Source organism: Hydrogenophaga sp. GW456-12-10-14-TSB4, assembly GCF_059424305.1.
In genome coordinates this window covers 1-21123 of the sequence record NZ_JBWKZH010000002.1, presented here as the reverse complement: position 1 = coordinate 21123, position 21123 = coordinate 1, and the positions used below count along the sequence as shown (strand labels likewise).

The window sequence follows — 21123 nt, the reverse complement described above, 5'->3', positions numbered from 1 at the left end:
CTCAGGCGGCTTCGGCTTCCAGGCCCACGTGGGCCTGCGCCATCGCCCACACCTCGCGCGGGGGCAGCGGCTTCAAGCGGTGATCGCTCCAGATCTGGCGCCAGCGCCGGGCACCGCGCAAACCGTGCCGCAGGCCGAGCATGTGGCGCGCGATCGCGTACCAGGGGCAGCCGTCCTCCAGGAAGGCGCGCTCCATGTAGGCCACCATCTGTTCCTCCACCGCTTCGCGCGTGATGGTGGATGGCGCCGCGCCGAAGAAGGCCTCGTCCCAGCTGGTGAGCAACCAGGGGTTGTGGTACGCCTCGCGCCCGACCATCACGCCGTCGACCTCACGCAGCTGATCCGCGATCTGCGCATTGGTGGTGAAGCCACCGTTGATGCCGAAGGTGAGCTGCGGGAAGTCCTGCTTGAGGCGGTGCGCGAGCTCATAGCGCAGCGGCGGGATCTCGCGGTTTTCTTTCGGCGAGAGGCCGTCCAGCCAGGCATTGCGCGCGTGCACCAGGAACACGCTGCAGCCGGCCTCGCTCACGGTGCCCACAAAATCGCGCACGAAGTCGTAGCTCTCGATGCGGTCGATGCCGATGCGGTGCTTGACCGTGACCGGGATCGACACCGCGTCCACCATGGCCTTGACGCCGTCGGCCACGGTCTGCGGCTCGGCCATCAGGCAGGCGCCGAAAGCGCCGCGCTGCACGCGGTCGCTCGGGCAGCCGCAGTTGAGGTTGATCTCGTCGTAGCCCCATTGCTCGCCCAGGCGCGCGGCGGCGGCGAGGTCGGCAGGGTCGCTGCCCCCGAGCTGCAGGGCCACCGGATGCTCCTCGGCGTTGAAGCGCAGGTGGCGCTGCACGCTGCCGTGCGTGAGCGCACCCGTGGTCACCATCTCGGTGTACAGCAGGGTGTGCTTCGAGAGCAGGCGATGGAGGTAGCGGCAGTGGCGGTCGGTCCAGTCCATCATGGGCGCGACGGACAGGCGCCAGGGACTCGGACCTTGGAGGGAGGGATCTTGTTGCACCCCCGCATTTTCTCACCCAAAAGAAAACCCGCCGAAGCGGGTTGAAACTCCTGACGGAGGGAAGCTCGGGGGGATGGAGCCTCGGAGACATCGGGGTGTGACAGCGAAGCCAGTATCCGGGCGATGGCCCAGGCGCCTGTGTCGGACGACAGCCGACCGCCGTGTAGGACCTCAGGAGATTCGCCCCGCCGCCGGTACAGGCCGCCGTGTTCCGCGACCACAATGGCCCATGGACACACGCTCACCACACCCTCTTCTCCCCTGGATCTGCGCCCTGGCGCTCACGGGTTGCGCCACCGCCGAACAAAGGGTGGACCTGCAGCCGCCCGTGGCGGCCGATGCGGGCGTTCAGGTGCAGGACTCGCGCCGCGACACCGACCTGAAGGTTCGCACTGCCACGGGCGACCTCGCCATCGAGCTCCAGCCACCCATCGCGCAGGCGTTGCGCAACTGGGTAGCGGCGAGCTACAGCGGGCCTCGCCCGTTCTATGTGGGTGTGCAGCGCCTGGAGGTGCAGCACCAGGGCGGGCTGACGTCGGGCGACGAGCTCTCGTGCACGGTGGAATCGCAGGTGCGGGTGGGCGGTGAGGTGGGGCGCCCGGTGCGCACCCGGGTGCACAACACCGCCAGCCTCACACCCGATGCCACCAGCGCGGTCCAGCTGATCGTCTCGCAATGCCTGGAAGCCCACGCCAGGGACATCAACACGCCCGTCGGCAGATAGACCGCTCCCCCGCCCGATCAGAACAGCAGGGCGAGCAGGATGATGATGGGAATGGGGACACCAAGAAAGAACAGCAGCAGCGATTGCATGGAAGGCTCCTTGAAGGTCGAGGGGGTGTGCCGGGCTCAGGCGCGATCGCGCTGCCGACCACCGAAGGTCGCGGCCAGGCTGGCGAAGAAGGCGCCGATCAGCAGCGAGACGAACAGCCACAGCGCGCCATAGGCCGACGCCTTGCGGGCCTTGTCGGCGGCCTCGCGCGCGGCCGTTTCGGCTTCACGGGCCTGGATCTGCATCCGGGCGAAGGTGTCGTTCACGCGCTTCTGCGCATCCTGCGCGCTGATCCCGGTGCGCAAAGCCACCTGCTGGCCAAGGTAGCTGGCGTCCTCGGCCGGCAAGCTGCCGTTCTTCATCGCGGTCGCGAAGATGGCCGAGGCGTCAGCGGCGATCGCGGCGGGCGACGGGTTCACCATCAGCACCCCCGGTGCGCCGGCCGACGACGCGGCCGCCGCGTCGGTGCGGAACAGCGTGCCGACAAAGTAGTTCAGCCCGCCCTCCCCATCGACCTCACCGTCGCCCCGGGTGGCCACCTGTGCCACTTCCGCGCCCGCGGCATTCGCGCCGCCGGCCGCCACCGTGGCACCGGCGTTCACGCCGGTGCCCACGATCGCACCGATCACCGAGGTGAGCAGGGCCGCCGTGGCCAGTGTCGCAACGGCCCAGGCCAGGAACCCGTGCGCGGTGTCGCGGAAGTAGACCTCTTCGGGCTGCGTCCCGGCCCAGCGTGTGCGCAGCCGGCCCGCCAGATAACCGCCCATGCCCGAGGCCACCAGTTGCGTGAAGGAAATCCAGAGGATGGTCGACACACCGAAGGTGGCGGCGCCGATGCCTTGCTGCACCCAGGGCGAGACCGATGCCAAGCCCAGCCCGGTGCCCAGGATGAGCAGGATCAGCGAGAGCGCGGCCGCACCGGCCGCGCCGGCAAACACCGCCGGCCAGGACACCGCGTGCCCGGGTGCGGGTGCCAAGGCGATGTCATCGAAAACGGGGGAATGGATCGCTGCCATGAGGGGCCTCCTTTGGAAGTGCAACCCATCATGAAAGGCATCCTCACCGGCCGCTGTCGGACGGCGGCGCGAAGGCGTGTAGGAGCGGCCCTGGCGCCGACCCGAGGCTCAGGCGGCGGCGCGCGCCCCAGCGTTGGCCACGCGGGAGTGCTCCAGCACGTAGCGCGTCATCGACTGCGCCAGCTCTTCCTCGCCGAGGAACACCTTGCCGGCGACCTCTTTTTCGAGCAGGCTGGCTTCTTCCTCGCTGTGCGTGCGCACCACGGTCTGGATGTCCGGGTTGAGCGTGCGGGCGGTCGCGATCATCTGCCGCACGTTGAGGGTGTCGGGCGTGGCGATCACCAGCATGCCGGCGCGCGCGATGTGGGCCTGGATCAGCACCGCCGGGTCCGCCGCGTCGCCGAACACGGCGGCAATGCCCCGTTCGCGCAGCCGTTCCACGATGTCGCGGTTCTCTTCGGCCACCACATAGGGCAGGTTCTGCTCTTCCAGCGCGGCGGCGATGCGCCGCCCCACCCGACCGTAGCCCACCAGCACCACCTGGCGAGAGAGGAATTTCTCGTGCGTGGTCATGGGCAGCTCGGCCAGCGGGTCGTCGCGCTGTTCCAGCTTGCGGGCGAACTCGGAGTTCTTGCGCAGCCATTCCTGCAGCGGGTTGATGGCCTTGAACCAGAGCGGGTTGGTGGCGATGGAGATGAGCGCACCGGCCAGCACCAGGCTTTGCCCCTCGGGCGGCAGCAGACCCAGCGAGGCCCCCAGGCCCACCAGGATGAACGAGAACTCGCCGATCTGCGCCAGGCTGGCGGAGACGGTGAGCGCGGTGTTGAGCGGGTAGCGCATCGCCACCACCAGCGCAGCGGCGGCCACCGACTTGCCCACGATGATGATCAGCACCACGCCCAGCACCTGTAACGGGCGCTCGATCAGCACGGCCGGGTTGAACAGCATGCCCACCGAGACGAAGAACAGGACCGCGAAAGCGTCGCGCAGCGGCAGCGACTCTTCGGCTGCGCGGTGGCTGAACTCGGATTCGCGCAACACCATGCCGGCAAAGAAGGCACCGAGCGCAAACGACACGCCGAACAGCGCCGCCGACGCGAACGCGATGCTCACCGCCGCCGCCACCACGCACAGCGTGAACAGCTCGCGCGAACCGGTGCGGGCAACCTGCCAGAGCAGCCAGGGAAACACGCGGCGCCCCACCACCAGCATCAGGGCCACGAAACCGCCCACTTGCAGCAGGGTGAAACCGAGCGCGCGCCAGATCGAGTCCAGGTCGCTGTCCGACCCCGTGCCGCCCAGAAAGCCGGCCAGCGGCGGCAGCAGCACCAGCACCAGCACCATGGCCAGGTCTTCCACCACCAGCCAGCCCACCGCAATGCGGCCGGTGAACGAGTCCAGGATGCCCAGGCTCTCCAGCGCCCGCAGCAGCACCACGGTGCTGGCCACCGAGAGCGAGATGCCGAACACCAGCGCCGAGCCGAAGCTCCAGTCCCACCACCACATGGCCATGCCGACGCCCATCAGCGTGGCCACCGCCATCTGCACCACCGCACCGGGCAAGGCGATCTTGCGCACCGAGAGCAGGTCGTCCAGGGAGAAATGCAGGCCCACGCCGAACATCAGCAGCATCACGCCGATCTCGGCGAGCTGCGCGGCGATGCCCGCGTCGGCGACGAAGCCGGGCGTGAAAGGGCCGATGATCACACCCGCCAGCAGGTACCCCACCAGCGCAGGCAGGCGCACCTTGGCCGCCAGGAAACCGAGGATCAGTGCCAGACCCAGGCCCGCAGCGATGGTGTTGATCAGTGAAATGCTGTGCGGCATCGGCCGGAAACTCCTTGGGCAGAAACGGGGGTGGGGGTGCGGTCGAATTTACACCACGCTTCCGCAGGAACCATGCCTGCAACAAAAAACCCGCCGAAGCGGGTTTTTCCTGGAACGCGGGGCGCTCGCTCAGCCCATGTGCAGGCCGCCGTTGACGGAGAAGTCCGCACCCGTGGCGTAACCGCCCTCCTCGCTGGCCAGCCAGGCGATGATGGAGGCGATCTCGCTCGGTTCGCCCAGGCGCTTGACCGGCACCGTGGCGACGATCTTGTCCAGCACGTCGGGGCGGATGGCCTTGACCATGTCGGTGCCGATGTAGCCCGGGCTCACGGTGTTGACCGTCACGCCCTTGGTCGCCAGTTCCTGCGCCAGCGCCATCGAGAAGCCGTGCATGCCGGCCTTGGCGGCGGAGTAGTTGGTCTGGCCGGCCTGGCCCTTCTCACCGTTGACCGACGAGATGTTGATGATGCGGCCCCAGCCTTTTTCCACCATGTCGGCCACGACCTGCTTGGTCACGTTGAACATGGAGTTCAGGTTGGTTTCGATCACCGCATCCCAGTCGTCGCGCGACATCTTCAGGAACATGCGGTCGCGGGTGATGCCCGCGTTGTTCACCAGCACGTCGATCGTGCCGTGTTCGGCCTTGGTCTTGGTGAAGGCTTCCACGGTGGAGTCCCAGTCGCCGACATTGCCGACCGAGGCGTGGAAGCTGTAGCCCTGAGCCTTCTGCTCGTCCAGCCACTTCTTGAAGTCGCGCGTGGGGCCGCAGCCCGCAATAACCGTGAATCCTTCTTTGTGCAGGCGTTGGCAGATGGCCGTTCCGATGCCACCCATGCCGCCTGTGACGTACGCGACTTTCTTGCTCATCTCTTGTGCTCCTTGTGCCGTTGGGCGATGGAATGACCGGAAGGCCCTCCCCTCCGATCACCCGTTGTAGATTTAACCGTGAATTCAGCGTTCGACCGCGAGGGAAACCCCCATGCCGCCGCCGATGCAGAGGGCCGCAAGACCCTTCTTGGCGTCGCGGCGCTGCATCTCGTTGAGCAAGGTCACGAGAATGCGGCAGCCGGAGGCACCGATGGGGTGGCCGATGGCGATCGCACCGCCGTTGACGTTCACGCGCGCCGGGTCGATGTCGAGCGCCTTGTTGACGGCGCAAGCCTGCGCGGCGAAGGCCTCATTCAGCTCGAACAGGTCCACGTCGGCGGCTTTCCAGCCCGCGCGGGCCAGGGCTTTGCGCGAGGCCGGCACCGGCCCCATGCCCATGGTCGCGGGGTCCAGGCCGCTGGTGCCGAACGCAGCGATGCGCGCCAGGGGCTTGAGGCCCAGCGCAGCCGCCTTCTTGGCGCTCATGACCATCACGGCAGCGGCGCCGTCGTTGATGCCCGAGGCGTTGCCCGCCGTCACCGTGCCGGTCTTGTCGAAGGCCGGGCGCAGGCCGGCCAGGGCTTCGGCGTTGGTCTTCTTGTTGATGAACTCGTCGGCGTCGAAGACGACGGGGTCGCCCTTGCGCTGGGGAATGCTCACGCCGACGATCTCGTCCTTGAACTTGCCCGCGTCCTGCGCGGCGCTGGCCTTCTGCTGGCTGGCCAGGGCGAGCGCGTCCTGCGCGTCGCGGCTGATGCCATGCTCCTTGGCCACGTTCTCGGCGGTGATGCCCATGTGGTACTGGTTGTACACGTCCCACAGGCCGTCGACGATCATGGTGTCGGTCATCTTCCAGTCGCCCATGCGCTGGCCGTCGCGGCTGCCGTTGAGCACGTGGGGCGAGGCGCTCATGTTCTCCTGGCCGCCGGCGATCACGATCTCGCTGTCGCCCCAGGCCACGGCCTGCGCCGCCAGCATCACGGCCTTGAGACCGGAGCCGCAGACGGCGTTGATGGTCAGTGCCGGCGTTTCCTTCGCCACGCCGGCCTTCATCATGGCCTGGCGCGCCGGGTTCTGGCCCACGCCGGCCGCCAGCACCTGGCCCATGATCACCTCACCGATGGCGTCGGCCGGCAGGCCGGTGCGTTCCAGCAAGGCCTTGATGACGATGCTGCCCAGCTCGGTGGCCGGCGTCTTGGCGAGCGAGCCGCCGAACTTGCCCACAGCGGTGCGGGCGGCTGAAACGATGACGATGTCTTCCATGCAATGTCTCCAGGAGGTTCAGAAAAAAAACGGTGTCAGGCCTTGGCTTTCACATAGCGGCCGGGCGCGGGTTCGATGGCGGTGTAACGCTTGGCCTTTCCGTAGGCCTTGGGCGCAGCAATTTGCTTGCCAGCCAGGGGCTTGAGCCAGGCGGACCAGTCGGTCCACCAGCTCCCGGGGTGCTCGGTGGCGCCGGCAACCCAGTCCTTCACGTCGGCCGGGAACTTGCCCGCCGGGCCGATCCAGTGGCTGCGCTTGTTCTTCGAGGCGGGGTTGATCACGCCGGCGATGTGGCCCGAGGCCCCCATCACGAAGCGCTTCTTGCCCGGGAAGATCTGCGTGCTGCCGTAGGCGCCGCCGATGGGCACGATGTGGTCTTCGCGCGATCCATAGATGTACACCGGCAGCTTGACCTGGCGGAAGTCGATCTTCTCGCCACACACCGTGGTCTTGCCCGGCTTGATCAGGTTGTTCTCCAGGTACATCTGGCGCAGGTACCAGGCGTAGTACGGTCCCGGCAGGTTGGTGCTGTCCGAGTTCCAGTACAGCAGGTCGAACGGCGGCGGGGTCTCGCCCTTGAGGTAGTTGCCCACCACGTAGTTCCACACCAGGTCGTTCGGGCGCAGGAAGCTGAAAGTGGTGGCCAGGTCGCGACCGGGCATGAGGCCGCCGTCGGCGAACTGCATCTCGCGGAACTTGACGAAGTTCTCGTCGATGAACACGTCCAGGATGCCGGTGTCGCTGAAGTCGAGCAGCGTGGTCAGCAGCGTGACGCTGTTCACCGGCTCCTCGCCCCGCGCGGCCAGCACGGCCAGCGCGGTGCCCAGCATGGTGCCGCCCACGCAGAAACCCAGGGCGTTGATGGTCTCGGCGCCGGTGACGTCCTGCGTGACCGCGATGGCCTTGATGACCGCGTCCTCGATGTACTCGTCCCAGGTCTTGTGCGACAGAGACTCGTCGGGGTTGCGCCAGCTCACCACGAAGGTGCGGTGACCCTGCTCCACGCAGTAGCGGATCAGCGAGTTCTCGGGCTGCAGGTCGAGGATGTAGAACTTGTTGATGCAGGGCGGCACCAGCAGGAAGGGCCGCTCGTACACCTTGGCGGTCAGGGGCTTGTATTCGATGAGCTGGAACAGCTCGTTCTCGAACACCACGGCGCCTTCGGTGGTGGCAACGTTCTTGCCGACCTCGAACACGCTCTCGTCCGTCATGGACACATGGCCCTGCTTCATGTCGTGCAGCAGGTTGGCCACGCCCTTGGCGATGCTCTCGCCCTGCGTCTCGATCGCCTTCTTCTGCGCTTCGGCGTTGAACGCCAGGAAGTTGCTCGGTGCGCTGGCGTCGATCCACTGCTGCACGGCAAAACGAACGCGCGTTCGCGCCTTGGCATCGCCCTGCACCGCCTCGGCCATGGCCATGAGTGTGCGGGCGTTGAGCAGGTAGGCGGCGGCCGCGAAGGCGGCCATGGGGTTGCTGGCCCAGGCGTCGGACGCAAAGCGCCGATCGCCCGCGGGCTTCACGTTCGGCCCCTGGTTCCACAGGCCGGCCAGTTCCTTGAGGTAGGTGTTCTGGATTTCCAGCAGCTGGGCCGGGTCGAAGCTGACCGCCTGGCCCTGGCTGGCCTGGCTGAAGATGTCGCCCACGGCGGGCATGCCGGGGAAGGCGGCGGTGCCGGTGGGCATGGCCATGCCGAAGGGGTTCGCGGCGCCCGCTTTCGGCATGAACGCCTTGAACGCGGCAAAAGGGTCGCTGGCGGCAGATGGTGGGGCGGAAGCCCCGGGAAAGGCCTGGGCCATCTGCGTCCACTGTTGAACGAGGTTCTGCTGGAACTGTTGCGCGGTTTCCAGCCAGTCTGAAGAGGGGGTCTTGCCCGATGTCATGCTGGTCTCCTAGGGTGTTGCCTGCGACTTATCATGGGCAGCCCTCGGGGGAGAGATTCCGGATCTTCCCCAGGTTTTTCGTATCAGCATCCAGCAGGCTGACACGGGTGGTCCGGGCTGCAAGGAATGTTGTGTATCTGGTGGTGATCGGTTGGATGTACGTGGTGCTCATGATGTCGGTGGCCGAAGCGACCAACACCACAGGCTCTGTGCTGGGAGCCATTGTGACCTTTTTTCTTTACGGTTTGCTGCCGGTCGCACTGGTGGTTTACCTGATGCTCACACCGCAAAGGCGCAAAGCGATCAAGGCACGCGAGGCTGCAGAGCTCGAAGCCCGGCAGGCCGCGGCAGCCGCCACCCCCTCAGTCGATCCAGATGCAGGCGGCCATGCGCCCGGTGCTGCCGAGGCGGACGGCGTCGCGCCGATGCGAAAAGAACCGTGAAGCCTGCGTGACGGTGCACCAGGCGTCGCTGCCGTCGTTGCCGTGCAACTGCACAACACCCGCGCCCTGAAGCCGGCGCCGCGCCAGCGCGGGCAGGTTCGCCCAATATTTGCCGTCTTGCCCATGAAACCGGAAATGCGAGGCGGCGTCGGCATCGACAGCCAGGAACGCCTCGCGCACTTCGGCCCCCACTTCAAAAGCGGACGGCCCGATGCAGGGGCCAAGCCAGGCGATCACCTCGCCCTCGCCCGCCGTCTCGCGCAAGGCACGCAACGTGGTTTCGAGCACGCCGCCGGCCAGCCCGCGCCAGCCCGCGTGCGCGGCGGCCACGGCCCGGCCCGAGGCATGGGCGAACAGCACCGGCAGGCAATCGGCCACCATGATGGTGGCGACCTGACCGGGTCCGTGCGCCACGCAACCGTCGGCCTGGGTGCCGTGCGGCGTCGCGTGGTCCAGATGCACCACGCCGGTGCCGTGCACCTGCTGCAGGAACACCGGGCGCGCGGGCGCGGTCAGTGCGGCCAGACGGGCGCGGTTCTCCGCCACGGCATGCGGCTCGTCCCGCACGTGATCGCCCAGGTTGAAGCTGTCGAAAGGCGCGATCGACACCCCACCGTCCCGCGTGGTGAACAGGGCCCGCACACCCGGCGGCGCGGGCCAGTCGGGAACGAGGCTGTCCGGGGATCGGGGCATCAGGCCTCGGCGTCGGGGCAGGCCGAAGGCTGCGCCTGCTGGAACGCAGGCAAGGCCATGCAGGCCTCGAAGGCCGCCATGGTGCGCGGCAGGCCGCTGAAGTCGGTGTTGAACCGCTGGCCGTTGAAGATCTGGGGCACCAGGCAGCAATCGGCCATGGTGGGCGTTTCACCGGCGCAGTAGGTGGACTTGGGCTGCAGCGCCAGCTGGCGCTCGAAGGACTCCAGGCCGCTGCGCACCCAGTGGCGGTACCACACGTTCTTGGGCTCTTCTTCCACCTTCAATTCCTTGGTCAGGTACTTGAGCACCCGCAGGTTGTTGATGGGGTGGATCTCGCAGGCCACGATCTGCGACAGGGCGCGCACGCGCGCGCGGCCCAGCGCGTCGGCCGGCAGCAGCGCGGGTGCGGGCTGCACCTCGTCCAGGTACTCGATGATCGCCATCGACTGGGTGAGGCGCGTGCCGTCGTCCAGCTCCAGCAGGGGCACCAGGCCTTCGACCGCCTTGTCGGTGAAGGCCGGCAGTTTGTGGTCGCCGCGCGCGATGTGCACGGGCACGTAGTCGTAAGAGATGCCCTTGAGCGCGAGCGCGATGCGCACGCGGAACGAGGCCGAGGAGCGGAAGTAGTTGTAGAGCTTCATGGGCCCCGAGGATAAACCGCTCACACCACGATAGCACCAGAACCAGTGTGGATATAGTTCGCAGCGGTGCATCCGCACTGATCAAGAGGAGACAAGGAAATGAAAAGAAGCTGGGCCATGCTGGCCTGCATTGCCGTGTTAACGACAGGCTGCGCCTCGCTCGTCGCCCCCACCTACAGCCCCGACTACCCCAGCCTCGACCGGCTCAAGGCCGGCAAACTGGACAAAGTCGCTGTAGGAGCCTTTCAGCCGCGCGATCCGCAGGCGCCCGTCAACAAGATCACCCTGCGAGGGGCGAGCCTGGCGACACCGCAAGGCAACTTCGCGGAGTACCTAGAAAGCGCGATGCGCTCCGACCTGAACGAACTGCGCGTGCTGGACCCGGCCGCGCAGACACGCATCGACGCGGTTCTGCTGAAGAACGACATCGACGTCTCCGGCTTCAGCACAGGTACGGGCATCCTGGTGGTTGCGCTGAAGGTCAGCAAACGCGGAGCGACCGTGCTGGAGAAGACCTACACCGCCAACACGCAATTCGAGTCGAGTTTTGCCGGCGCCGTCGCGATCCCGAAGGGCATGAACGAGTACCCCATCCTCGTGCGCACGCTGCTGCAAAACATCTACACAGACACCGCCTTCATCAACGCCATCAAACCCTGAGCGACGATTCCATGAGCATTTCATCCTTCTGGCGGATTCCCGCCGCCGCCCTTCTGCTGGCCCTGCTGGGCGCATGCGCACACCCCATCACGCTCGCTCCACTGGAGACACCGCAGCGTGTCGACGCGAAGCTGAACCCCAAGAAAGCCGCCTACGTCATGACCGACGCCGACCGCAACCTGGAGGTCACCACGCCCGGCGGTGGTGGCGACAAGGTCAATTACAAGCCCTACCGGGATCTGGAAAAGGCGATCCGCGACGCCCTGCGAGCGGTCTACAGCGAGGTCATCGCGGTCACCTCGGCCAATGACCAGGAAGCCTTCCGCACACACGGCGTGAACCATGTGTTCTCTCCTCGCATCACCACCACCAGCGATTCGCCGTCACCCTTCACCTGGCCGCCGACGAAATTCGGCATCGAGATGACCAGCCAGGTCAGCGACGCCAGTGGCACCCCCATCACGACCATCCGCACGCAGAGTCAAGGCGCGGCAGAGTTCGACGAGTTCAAACACGACCTCAGCCTCTCCGCCCGGCGGGCCGCCACCCAGTTGTCCGAGCAGTTCCGGCAACAGGTCGCGACCGATCCGCTCCTGCGCTGAGGCGCTCGGCGCGGCGCTCAGGCCGCCAGCGCCGGGTAGTCGGTATAGCCCTTCGCGCCACCGCCATAGAAGGTGGCACGATCGGGCTCATTGAACGGACCGCCTTGCTTGAGCCGCGCGACGAGGTCAGGGTTGGCGATGTAGGTTCGGCCGAAAGCCACCAGGTCGGCGCCGTCGTCCAGGGCCTTCTGCGCCAGCGAGAGGTCGTAGCCGTTGTTGACCATCCAGGCCGCGCGACCGCCGGCCGCGCGATAGGCTTCGCGCAGGGCTGCGTAGTCGAAGGGACGATCCGGCAGGTCGCGCGGCCCGCCCGTCGCACCTTCGATGACGTGCACATAGGCCAGGTTGAAGGCCGCGAGCCCGCGCAGCACGTGCTCGAACAAGGGTTGTGGATCGGCATCGACCACGTCGTTGGCCGGCGTCACGGGCGAAAGGCGGATGCCGGTGCGGCCAGCCCCGATGGCGCCCGCGATGGCCCCCACCACCTCGAGCAGAAAGCGCGCCCGGTTCTCGATCCCGCCGCCATAGGCGTCGGTGCGTTGGTTGCTGCCGGTCTTGAGGAACTGGTCGAGCAGGTAGCCGTTCGCGGCGTGGATCTCCACCCCGTCGAAGCCGGCCTCGATGGCGGCCAGCGCCGCCTTGCGGTAGTCCTCGACGATGCCGGGCAGTTCGGCCGCGTCGAGCGCGCGCGGCACCGAGGTTTCCACGAAGGTGGGCACGCCGTCCTTGATCAGCACCGTCTTGGTCTTGGCGGCGATGGCCGAAGGGGCCACGGGTGCAGCGCCGCCGGGCTGCAGGTCGGTGTGCGACACGCGGCCCACATGCCAGAGCTGGGTGACGATCTTGCCGCCGGCGGCGTGCACGGCCGCCGTCACGGGCTTCCAGGCCTCGACCTGCTCGGGCGCGTACAGGCCCGGCACGTCGGCATAGCCCTGCCCCTGGTGGCTGATCGCCGTGCCCTCCGTGACCAGCAGGCCAGCGGTGGCGCGCTGCTGGTAGTAAGTGACCATGAGGGGCGTGGGCACGGCGTTCGGCGCGCGGTTGCGCGTGAGCGGCGCCATGGCAATGCGGTTGGACAGCGAGAGTTCGCCAGCGGTGGTGGGTTCAAAAAGGCGGGTCATGGGCATGGGGAAACGGAATGAACGATGGCCCATTTTGCGCAGCCACCCGCATCGTTTCCCCGAAGGACGTGCAATTCCCCAGGCCCGAAAGGTCGTTGCGGCGGACCCTGCAGACCCGCCGCGCTTGTGATGGGCCTCAGCCCACCACCAGCCGGATACCGGGCAGCACCTGCTCCGACTCGGCGCGCCGCTCCAGCGCCAGGCGCATGTTCATCTGCGCCACCTCCGTGTGCTCCACCGCCAGCGCCTGGGCCCGCGCGCCTTCGCCCCGCCGCAGGGCGTCGAACAGCATGTGGTGCTGGCGGTGGGCGTACAGCATCCAGTCGCGGTCCATGGTCACCGTGCCCTGCATGGGCAGCATGGCCGACGCCGGTGCGAACGGCAGCTTGTCGTTGAGCTCCACCGAGCGCTGCAAGGCCCGGTTGCCGCAGGCATCCAGGATCAGGGCGTGGAAGCGGTCGTTCATCAGCGCATAGGCCGCATAGCTTTCGATGGTGAGCGGGTTGTCCGCCAGCAGGCGATCGCCCTCGTCGAGCACGGTCTGCAGCTGGCCCTGCAACTGGCGCGACACGCCGTGCTCGGCCACCAGCCGCGCGGCCATGCCTTCGAGGTGGCCGCGCACCGCAATGGCGTCGATCACCTCCTGCGCGGTGAACTGGCGCACCAGGTACTTGCCGGTCTCGTTGGCCTGCACCAGGCCCTCTTGCTCCAGCGTGACCAGCGCGGCCCGCACCGGCGTGCGCGAGGCCCCCAGGCGCTCGGCCAGCTGCTGCTCGGCCAGGCGATGACCAGGTTCAAACTGACCGCTCAGGATCAGGTCGCGCAATTGCATCAAAACGGTTTCTTGCAGGCTCATGGCACAAAATGTACACCGAATTTAAAAAACGGTATACCATTTCGATACCCCACCCCGTTTAATTGCTGGAGATCTCCCCCCATGAAAGCCGAACTCAATCAACGCATGACCCAGGTCGGACCCGGCACGCCCGGCGGCGAGCTGCTGCGCCGCTACTGGCAACCGGTGGCGCTGATGGACGAATTCGACCCCGCGCTGGCCCCGCAGATGGCGGTGCGCCCGGTGAAGGCCGTGCGCGTGCTGGGGCAGAACTTCGTGCTGTTCCGCAACGCCCAGGGTGAGTTCGGCCTGCTGGACCGCGATTGCCCGCACCGCGGCGCCGACCTCGCCTTCGGCCGCAACGAGGGCGACGGCCTGCGCTGCCCGTTCCACGGCTGGAAGTTCGACACCACCGGCCAGTGCATCGAAACCCCGGCCGAGCCCGCTGGCAGCAAGATGTGCTCGCGCATCAAGCAGCGCAGCTACCCGCTGGTGCAACGCAGCGGCGTGCTGTTCGGCTGGTTCGGCCCCGAAGACCAGACGCCCCCGCCCTTCCCCGAGCTCGACTGCTTCACCGCACCCGAAAGCCACACCTTCGCGTTCAAGGGCCTGTGGCATTGCAACTGGCTGCAGTCGCTGGAAGTGGGCATCGATCCGGCGCACGCCTCCTACCTGCACCGCTTTTTCAACGACGGCTCGCTCGAAGACAGCTACGGCAAGCAGTTTCGCGGCGCCAGCGCCGGTGACGTGGGCGGCGAGCGCTGGCCCATGACGCGCGTGATGCGCGAGTTCGACCAGCCCCTGATCAGCTTCGAGTCCAAGCCCTACGGCCTGCAGCTCACCGCGCTGCGCCCCATGACCGACGAGCTGACCCACGTGCGCGTGACCAACAGCGTGTTCCCGCAGACCTTCGTGATCCCGCTGTCGGAGACCATGACCATCACGCAGATGCACGTGCCGGTGGACGACACCCACAACTACTGGTACGCCTTCTTCACCAGCTTCACCGGCCCGGTGGACAAGGACGCCATGCGCACGCCGCGCCTGCAGGCCGTGACCCTGCCCGACTACATCCCGAAGTCGGGCCGCCACAACAACTGGGGCTTCAACGCCGAAGAGCAGCAGACCCGCACCTACCTCGGCATGGGTGAAGACGACATCAACGTGCACGACCAGTGGGCCTGCGAGAGCATGGGCCCGATCCAGGACCGCACGCGCGAACACCTGGGCACCACCGACAAGGTGGTGATGGCCAACCGCCGCATGTTGCTGCAGGCCATCGACGCCGTGGAACAGGGCGGCACGGCCCCGGGCGTGGCCGACCCGGCCCAGCACGGTGCGATCTCCGGCCCCGACACGGTGGACGGCATCGCCCCCGCCCAGGGCTGGGAAACCTGGTGGCAGGACGCGGTGCGCGACAAGCGCGAAGGCGCCCCCTGGCACGCAAAGGCCTCCGCCGCGGAAACGGCGGGCGCCAAATGACGTCGTTCGCCCAACGCTGCGGCCTCGAATCCCCCGAGCGCGACGCCGAATGCCGGCGCGTGGCCCAACTCATTGAAGCCAGCGGCATCGAGCTGGTGCGCTTTGGCTGGTGCGACGCCCACGGCATGCTGCGCGGCAAGACCCTCACCGCCAAGGCGGCGCTGCGCGCGCTGAACGACGGCGTGGGCATGGTGGGCACGCTGATGCTCAAGGACACCGCCGACCGCACGGCCTGGAAGGTGTTCGAGCCCGGCGGCGCGGACAGCCCGCCCGGCTTCGCCGGCGCGGCCAACCTGATGCTCGTGCCCGATCCGCAGAGCTTCACCGTGCTGCCCTGGCTGGAGCGCACCGGCTGGCTGCGCTGCCAGCCCTGGTTCGCCGACGGCACGCCGGTGCCGCTGGACGCGCGCGGCATGCTGCAGACCGCGCTGGCGAAACTGGGCCAGGCCGGTTACGGTCTCAAGACCGGGCTGGAGGTGGAGTTCCACATTTACCGCATCACCGACACCCGCCCTCAGCTCGACCCCGAGCTCGCGGCCTGGCCCGGCCTGCCCCCGGCGGTGGAGATGATCCACCCCGGCTACAACCTGCAGGCCGAAGCCATGGGCGACATGAGCGATGAGCCGCTGCGCATCGTGCAGCGCACCGCGCAGGCCCTGGGCCTGCCGCTGCAGTCGCTGGAAATCGAACTCGGCCCGAGCCAGGTGGAAGCGGTGTTCGACGCCACCGACGCACTGACCGCCGCCGACCAGATGGTGCAGTTCCGCAACGGCGTGCGCCAGGCGCTGCGCCGCGCGGGTTACCACGCCACCTTCATGTGCCGCCCGCCGTTCCCCAACATCATGTCCAGCGGCTGGCACCTGCACCAGTCGCTGGTGGACCTGAAGACCGGCCGCAACGCCTGCGTGCGCGACACCCCCGCGCCCGGCACCGGCCGCACCGACGCCACGCACACGCTGTCCGAGGCGGGCGCGCACTGGCTGGCCGGCCTGCTGTCGCACGCGCGCGGCATGACGGTGCTGTGCACCCCCACCATCAACGGCTTCGCCCGCTTCCGGCCCAACGCACTGGCACCGCAGGCCGCGCTGTGGGGGCAGGACAACCGGGGCGCCATGCTGCGCGTGGTGGGTGCGGCCGGCGACAACGCCACCCGCATCGAGAACCGCGTGGGCGAGCCCGCCGCCAACCCCTACCTGTACATGGCCGCGCAGATCCACGCCGGGCTCGACGGCCTGGCCCGTACCGCGCTGCCGCCGCCCGCGAGCGAATCGCCCTACGCCGCCGACAACCAGAAGCTGCCCTCGTCGCTCGGCGAAGGCCTGGACGCGCTGCGCGCCGACAGCGCGCTGTGCGCGGCCCTGGGCGAGGACTTCGTGCGCTACTTCTGCCGCATCAAGCAAAGCGAGATCGACCGCCACGCGCAAGCCGAAGACAAGACGGATTTCGAGCGGCGCGAGTACTTCGCCCGCACCTGAGCCCGCCCATGATCTCGATCCGGTTCATCCGCCCCGACGGTTCAACGCAGGTTCTCCAGGCCGAATCCGGCCAGAGCCTGATGAAGGCCGCCGTGGACGCCAACCTCCAGGGCATTGAGGCCGACTGCGGCGGCAGCCTCACCTGCGCCACCTGCCACGTGATGATCGGCGCGCCCTGGGCCGCGATGCTGAGCGCGCCGGTGCCCGACGAGATCGACATGCTGGACTTCGCGTCCAGCCCGGTGACGGCCGACAGCCGCCTGAGTTGCCAGGTCAAGCTCACGCCGGCGCTGGACGGCATGGAGGTCCGGCTGCCCGCGTCCCAGCACTGAAAGCGCCCGTGGCACACTGGCGATCTTCGATGTCAAACCCTTCATCCGCCATGCCAGACACCACTTACCTCTTCGCCCCCCCGGCCACCGTGAGCGTGCCCGTGGTGGGGCGCGCCGAGCGCTTCCCTGTGCACCGCATCTACTGCGTGGGCCGCAACTACGAGGAACACGCCAAGGAGATGGGTTTCACCGGCCGTGAACCGCCCTTCTTCTTCCTCAAGCCGGCCGATGCCATCGTGGTCGCCGACGCAGGCCAGACCGCGGACATGCCCTACCCCAGCCTCACCGGCAACCTGCACCACGAAATCGAACTCGTGGTGGCCATCGGTGTGGGTGGCAGGAACATCAAGGCCGCCGACGCCGCGAAGCACATCTACGGCTATGCCGTGGGCCTGGACATGACGCGCCGCGACCTGCAGAACGACATGAAGAAGCAGGGCCGCCCCTGGTGCATCGGCAAGGCCTACGACCAGTCCGCGCCCATCGGCCCCATCACCCCGGCTGCGCAGGCCGGCCAGGTGAACGAGGCGCCGATCTGGCTGCAGGTCAACGGCGCCGACCGCCAGCGCAGCACCGTGGCCAAGCTGATCTGGAACGTGGCCGAGACCATCGAACACCTGTCGGCCGCCTGGGAACTGCAACCCGGCGACCTGATCTACACCGGCACGCCCGAAGGCGTGGCGGCGGTGGTGAAGGGCGACACCCTGCACGGCGGTGTGGACGGCCTCACCCCCATTTCGGTGCGCGTGGCCTGAACGAGAACGTGACGGAGGTCGCACCCGAGGGTAAGACCTCTCACGGAAACGACCTGGCCTGACATATGCTTTTCCCGTTTTTCTTTGACCCCAGGAGACTTTCAACATGATTCAACGCAGAACCCTGCTTCAGTCCGGTGCGGCCGTGGCCCTCGGCGCACCCGCGCTCACAGGCTTCGCCCAACAAAGCGTCACGCTCAAGTTCCACACGTTCATGGCGCCGCAGTCCAACGTGTACATCAACATGCACAAGGCATGGATGGACAAGGTTGAAAAGGAATCCGGCGGCCGGATCAAGTTTGAAGGTTATCCCGCCATGCAGCTGGGCGGCACGCCCGTGCAGCTGTTCGACCAGGCCCGCGACGGCGTGGTGGACATCGTCTGGACCCTGCCGGGCAACACCCCGGGCCGCTTCCCGCGCACCGAAGTGTTCGAGCTGCCGTTCATGATGAACAACGCCGAAGCCACGTCCAAGGCCTTCTGGGAATACATCACCACGATGGCTCCCGATGAGTACAAGGAAGTGCAGCCCATCGCCCTGCAGGTGCACGGCCCCGGCATGTTCCACATGCGCAGCAAGCAGATCAAGACCGCAGAAGACTTGCGCGGCTCCAAGGTGCGCGGCCCGACCCGCCAGATCACCAAGATGCTGGGCTACCTCGGTGCCATCCCCGTGGGCATGCCCCTGCCGCAGATTCCCGACGCCCTGTCCAAGGGTGTGATCGACGGCTGCGTGATCCCCTGGGAAGTGGTGCCCTCGGTCAAGGTGCACGAGCTCACCAAGTTCCACAGCGAATTCGACCCCGCCGGCGGCGCGCTCTACACCACCACCTTCGTGATGGGCATGAACCGCAACAAGTACGCCTCGCTGCCGCCCGACCTCAAGGCCATCATCGACAAGAACTCGGGCATGGAAACCTCGGGCTGGCTGGGCAAGGTGCAGCAGGCCGGCGACGGGCCGGGCCGCGAAGCCGCCGTCAAGCAAGGCAACACCATCTACACCATCCCCTCGGCCGAAGCGCAGGAGTTCAAGCGCAAGGCGCGCCTGGTGGAAGTGGAATGGGTGCAGGACATGGACAAGCGCGGCTTCGACGGCAAGAAGCTGCTCGAAACCGCCAAGGCCCTGATCGCCAAGCACGGCAAGAAGGCCTGAGGGTTCTCCCGCTGAGCAAAAGGTACCGGGCTCTGGCCCGGTATTTTTTTGTCCACCCACGCCCCGCTAAACTGCTTCGATGCTGCGCACACCTCCCAAACACTGCCGCAACTGCGGCACCGCCGTCGACATGCGCCTGCCCGACGACGGCGACACCAAGATCCGTGCCGTCTGCCCGTCCTGCCACACGGTGCACTACGAGAACCCGCTCAACGTCGTCGGCACCGTGCCGGTGTGGGGCGAGGCGGGCGAATACGTGCTGCTCTGCAAGCGCAACATCGAACCGCGCTGGGGCAAATGGACGCTGCCCGCCGGCTTCATGGAGCTGAACGAAACCACAGCCGAAGGCGCGGCCCGAGAGACCACCGAAGAAGCCGGCGCCCAGTTCGAGCTGGGCGAGATCTTCACGCTGATGAACGTGGCGCGCGTGGGCCAGGTGCACATCTACTACCGCGCCCGCCTGCTGAGCGACCGCTTCGACCCGGGCCACGAGACCATCGAGGCGCGGCTGTTCACCGAAGACCAGATTCCCTGGGACGAGATTGCCTTTCGCACCGTCAAGGAAACCCTGGAGCACTATTTCGCCGACCGCCGCCTGGGCCGCTTCGGCTTCCACGCCTTCGACATCGCCTGAATCGTCAGGCCTGCGGCGCGCCGCCCTCGGGCGCCTTCCAGTCCAGCAGTTCGGCCAGGCGGCGCACCACCCACACCGACTCGGCCTCGCTCACCACCGCCGGCTCCACCTGCAAGCCCTGCAGGCAGCGCGCCAGCACGTCGGCCTCGGTGATGCCCAGACCGAACTCCATGTTGCGCGCGGTCTCGGTGAGCATCTGCGCCATGTCCTCGCACAGCTCGTAGCGCGCGGCCAGTTCGTCGCGCGGCAGGCTCGGTTTCTGGCGGCCGGGCGCCACGTACAGCGCCAGGAAGGACGGGGGGATTTCGATCTGCGATTCGTCGGACATGCCGCACTGTAATCAATGCGCAGCGGCCGGTGGGCCTTCAGGCACATCGGCGAGCAGGTGCCCGGCCCAGGCCGGCCAGCGCACCGGGTTCTTCCACAGCACGCGCCCGGCACGGCAGCGCGCCACCAGGCGCGGCGGCTGCACCACGCGGTTGCGCGGGCCCGAGGTGTCGTACAGCAAGGCCAGGTCGGCGAGCGGAATGGCCTTGGCGAGGTTGGCCAGCGTGCGGGGGTAACGCGCGAGGATGCGCTCGGGCGGCACGCTGTGGCCACCCTCGTGCTCGCGCTGCCGCACGCGCGCGAGCAGTTGGCGGGGTTCGTCCACACAGACCACCAGCAGCACGACCGCGAAACCGGCCTGTCGGGCCGCCGCCAGCAGGTCGAGCTTGGACGGGTGCGAGAACACGGTTTCGCTCACGAAGGACTCGCCGGCGGCCAGGCAGGCCGCGCGCTGCTGGTCCGCCCATTGCCGCGCCATCTGCGAGCGCTTCACCGGGTGGGCGATGTGCTGCAGGTGCGCAGCCTCGTGCAGGTCGGCGTTGACGAACTCGGCCTCGGGCGGGATCAGGCCCGTGGCCAGCGCGGCCCGGTACAGCGTGGACTTGCCAGCGCCGTTGGGGCCGGCCAGCAGGTAGAAGACCGGTTGCGTCACGCGGCGCGGCGGGCCGCCGGTGCCTTGCTGCGGTTGTCGAGCACGGTCTGGCGCACCGCCTGCGCCAGGCGGCCGCTGGATTCGGCGGCCAGGAAACGGGCCTCGATCGCGTCGACCGGATCGGCCGCCGCCTCGGCGTGGCGGGCGGCGGCGTCGTACCGGGCAATGGCTTCACGCGCTTCCTGCACGGTCAGCCCCGTTTCTTCGGCGATGCGGCCCAGCGTGGCCCAGTACTCGATCTGGCCGGCGACCGAGCGGCGCTGAGGCTGCGCGGCCTCACGCGCCTGCCGGACCAGGCCGGCGGGCAACTTGACCGAGGAAAATGCGCTGCTACTGGAAGACGACATGACAAAATCTCCTGGATGGCGCATTTTGCGCCATTTGGGATACCATGGCAACCGGGCGGACTTTCAACCCCAGACCTTTGTACAGGCCATCATGAAAAAACAGGGAACCGTGGTGCGCTGGGACAGCGAGAAGGCCTTCGGCTTCATCCGCTGCCCGCAGATCCCCGCCGACGTCTTCTTCCACCTGCGCGACTACAGCGGCCCGGCCAAGCCCAGCGAAGGCTTGAAGGTGATGTTCGACGACATCCACGTGGGCGGCAAGGGCCCGCGCGCACTGTCGGTCGAGCCGGCGCGCAACACCATCGTCGCGGAAGCGCCCTCCCCACCCCCACCG

The 21123-nt window shown here is 67.7% G+C and carries 24 protein-coding genes; 11 read left to right on the top strand and 13 right to left on the bottom strand.

All coding sequences use genetic code 11. The features are described from left to right. Position 1: 1 nt before the first annotated feature. Positions 2–1012, bottom strand: a complete 1011-nt coding sequence (dusA, locus tag AC07ZS_RS01475; RefSeq protein WP_494796856.1) for a tRNA dihydrouridine(20/20a) synthase DusA — start codon at positions 1010–1012, stop codon at positions 2–4. 229 nt (positions 1013–1241) lie between these two features. Here dusA and AC07ZS_RS01470 point away from each other — a divergent pair, with 229 nt between their 5' ends. Beyond that, positions 1242–1736, top strand: a complete 495-nt coding sequence (locus AC07ZS_RS01470) for a hypothetical protein (RefSeq protein WP_494796855.1) — start codon at positions 1242–1244, stop codon at positions 1734–1736. Between the two features lie 125 nt (positions 1737–1861). Here the strand turns inward: AC07ZS_RS01470 and AC07ZS_RS01465 are convergent, their stop codons facing one another. From AC07ZS_RS01465 to AC07ZS_RS01445, 5 genes are all read right to left on the bottom strand, one after another. Then, positions 1862–2800 (bottom strand): hypothetical protein, encoded by a 939-nt coding sequence (locus tag AC07ZS_RS01465; RefSeq protein WP_494796854.1) that lies wholly within the window; start codon positions 2798–2800, stop codon positions 1862–1864. Between the two features lie 108 nt (positions 2801–2908). Further along, a complete protein-coding gene (locus AC07ZS_RS01460) occupies positions 2909–4627 on the bottom strand; it encodes a cation:proton antiporter domain-containing protein (RefSeq protein ID WP_494796853.1) in 1719 nt (572 codons plus the stop codon). A 129-nt stretch (positions 4628–4756) separates the two neighbouring features. Then, a complete protein-coding gene (gene phbB / locus AC07ZS_RS01455; protein WP_494796852.1) occupies positions 4757–5494 on the bottom strand; it encodes an acetoacetyl-CoA reductase in 738 nt (245 codons plus the stop codon). A gap of 84 nt (positions 5495–5578) precedes the next feature. Continuing rightward, positions 5579–6757 (bottom strand): acetyl-CoA C-acetyltransferase, encoded by a 1179-nt coding sequence (locus AC07ZS_RS01450; protein WP_494796851.1) that lies wholly within the window; start codon positions 6755–6757, stop codon positions 5579–5581. 35 nt (positions 6758–6792) lie between these two features. After that, on the bottom strand, positions 6793–8637 hold the full coding sequence (locus AC07ZS_RS01445; RefSeq protein WP_494796850.1) for a PHA/PHB synthase family protein: 1845 nt from the start codon (positions 8635–8637) through the stop codon (positions 6793–6795). Positions 8638–8768: 131 nt separating this feature from the next. On the opposite strand from AC07ZS_RS01445, the gene AC07ZS_RS01440 reads away from it, so the two are divergent. Next, entirely contained in the window at positions 8769–9080 is a 312-nt protein-coding gene (locus AC07ZS_RS01440) for a hypothetical protein (RefSeq protein ID WP_494796849.1), read from the top strand. Here AC07ZS_RS01440 and pgeF read toward each other — a convergent pair. Together pgeF and maiA are read right to left on the bottom strand one after the other, a co-directional pair. Then, complete coding sequence (gene pgeF, locus AC07ZS_RS01435; protein ID WP_494796848.1) at positions 9000–9773, bottom strand: peptidoglycan editing factor PgeF; 774 nt, start codon at positions 9771–9773, stop codon at positions 9000–9002. The genes AC07ZS_RS01440 and pgeF overlap by 81 nt on opposite strands. Then, positions 9773–10414, bottom strand: coding sequence for a maleylacetoacetate isomerase (maiA, locus tag AC07ZS_RS01430; RefSeq protein ID WP_494796847.1), 642 nt, complete (start codon positions 10412–10414; stop codon positions 9773–9775). Before maiA ends, pgeF begins: the two co-directional genes overlap by 1 nt. A 117-nt stretch (positions 10415–10531) precedes the next feature. Between maiA and AC07ZS_RS01425 the strand changes: the two genes are divergently transcribed. Both AC07ZS_RS01425 and AC07ZS_RS01420 read left to right on the top strand, forming a co-directional pair. After that, entirely contained in the window at positions 10532–11074 is a 543-nt protein-coding gene (locus AC07ZS_RS01425; RefSeq protein WP_494796846.1) for a hypothetical protein, read from the top strand. Positions 11075–11085: 11 nt separating this feature from the next. After that, positions 11086–11676 carry a hypothetical protein gene (locus AC07ZS_RS01420; protein WP_494796845.1) on the top strand — a complete coding sequence of 197 codons (591 nt, stop codon included), beginning with the start codon at positions 11086–11088 and terminating at the stop codon, positions 11674–11676. Positions 11677–11693: 17 nt separating this feature from the next. Here AC07ZS_RS01420 and AC07ZS_RS01415 read toward each other — a convergent pair whose 3' ends face one another. Together AC07ZS_RS01415 and AC07ZS_RS01410 are read right to left on the bottom strand one after the other, a co-directional pair. Then, positions 11694–12797, bottom strand: coding sequence for an alkene reductase (locus AC07ZS_RS01415; RefSeq protein WP_494796844.1), 1104 nt, complete (start codon positions 12795–12797; stop codon positions 11694–11696). A gap of 136 nt (positions 12798–12933) precedes the next feature. Next, the gene (locus AC07ZS_RS01410) at positions 12934–13653 is read right to left on the bottom strand and encodes a GntR family transcriptional regulator (protein ID WP_494796843.1); all 720 of its coding nucleotides are present in this window, start codon (positions 13651–13653) and stop codon (positions 12934–12936) included. A gap of 81 nt (positions 13654–13734) precedes the next feature. On the opposite strand from AC07ZS_RS01410, the gene AC07ZS_RS01405 reads away from it, so the two are divergent. From AC07ZS_RS01405 to AC07ZS_RS01380, 6 genes are all read left to right on the top strand, one after another. Then, complete coding sequence (locus AC07ZS_RS01405) at positions 13735–15114, top strand: Rieske 2Fe-2S domain-containing protein (RefSeq protein ID WP_494796842.1); 1380 nt, start codon at positions 13735–13737, stop codon at positions 15112–15114. Beyond that, positions 15111–16589, top strand: a complete 1479-nt coding sequence (locus AC07ZS_RS01400; RefSeq protein ID WP_494796841.1) for a glutamine synthetase family protein — start codon at positions 15111–15113, stop codon at positions 16587–16589. Before AC07ZS_RS01405 ends, AC07ZS_RS01400 begins: the two co-directional genes overlap by 4 nt. 8 nt (positions 16590–16597) lie before the next feature. Next, the gene (locus AC07ZS_RS01395) at positions 16598–16921 is read left to right on the top strand and encodes a 2Fe-2S iron-sulfur cluster-binding protein (protein ID WP_494796840.1); all 324 of its coding nucleotides are present in this window, start codon (positions 16598–16600) and stop codon (positions 16919–16921) included. A gap of 50 nt (positions 16922–16971) precedes the next feature. Next, positions 16972–17676 carry a fumarylacetoacetate hydrolase family protein gene (locus AC07ZS_RS01390; RefSeq protein ID WP_494796839.1) on the top strand — a complete coding sequence of 235 codons (705 nt, stop codon included), beginning with the start codon at positions 16972–16974 and terminating at the stop codon, positions 17674–17676. Between the two features lie 106 nt (positions 17677–17782). Further along, entirely contained in the window at positions 17783–18829 is a 1047-nt protein-coding gene (locus tag AC07ZS_RS01385) for a TRAP transporter substrate-binding protein (RefSeq protein ID WP_494796838.1), read from the top strand. A gap of 79 nt (positions 18830–18908) precedes the next feature. Further along, on the top strand, positions 18909–19463 hold the full coding sequence (locus AC07ZS_RS01380) for an NUDIX hydrolase (protein WP_494796837.1): 555 nt from the start codon (positions 18909–18911) through the stop codon (positions 19461–19463). Positions 19464–19467: 4 nt separating this feature from the next. On the opposite strand, the gene AC07ZS_RS01375 is transcribed toward AC07ZS_RS01380, so the two are convergent. From AC07ZS_RS01375 to AC07ZS_RS01365, 3 genes are read right to left on the bottom strand one after another with little or no spacing between them, the layout of a single operon-like run. Further along, positions 19468–19791: an ATPase with chaperone activity gene (locus AC07ZS_RS01375; protein WP_494796836.1), complete on the bottom strand. Its 324-nt coding sequence runs from the start codon at positions 19789–19791 to the stop codon at positions 19468–19470. Between the two features lie 12 nt (positions 19792–19803). After that, on the bottom strand, positions 19804–20442 hold the full coding sequence (locus AC07ZS_RS01370) for an ATPase (RefSeq protein WP_494796835.1): 639 nt from the start codon (positions 20440–20442) through the stop codon (positions 19804–19806). Further along, positions 20439–20789: a TA system antitoxin ParD family protein gene (locus AC07ZS_RS01365; RefSeq protein WP_382158332.1), complete on the bottom strand. Its 351-nt coding sequence runs from the start codon at positions 20787–20789 to the stop codon at positions 20439–20441. The genes AC07ZS_RS01370 and AC07ZS_RS01365 overlap by 4 nt, the downstream gene beginning before the upstream one ends. A 91-nt stretch (positions 20790–20880) precedes the next feature. Between AC07ZS_RS01365 and AC07ZS_RS01360 the strand changes: the two genes are divergently transcribed. After that, positions 20881–21123, top strand: a 243-nt coding sequence (locus tag AC07ZS_RS01360; protein ID WP_494796834.1) for a cold shock domain-containing protein, incomplete at its 3' end; no start/stop codon positions are given.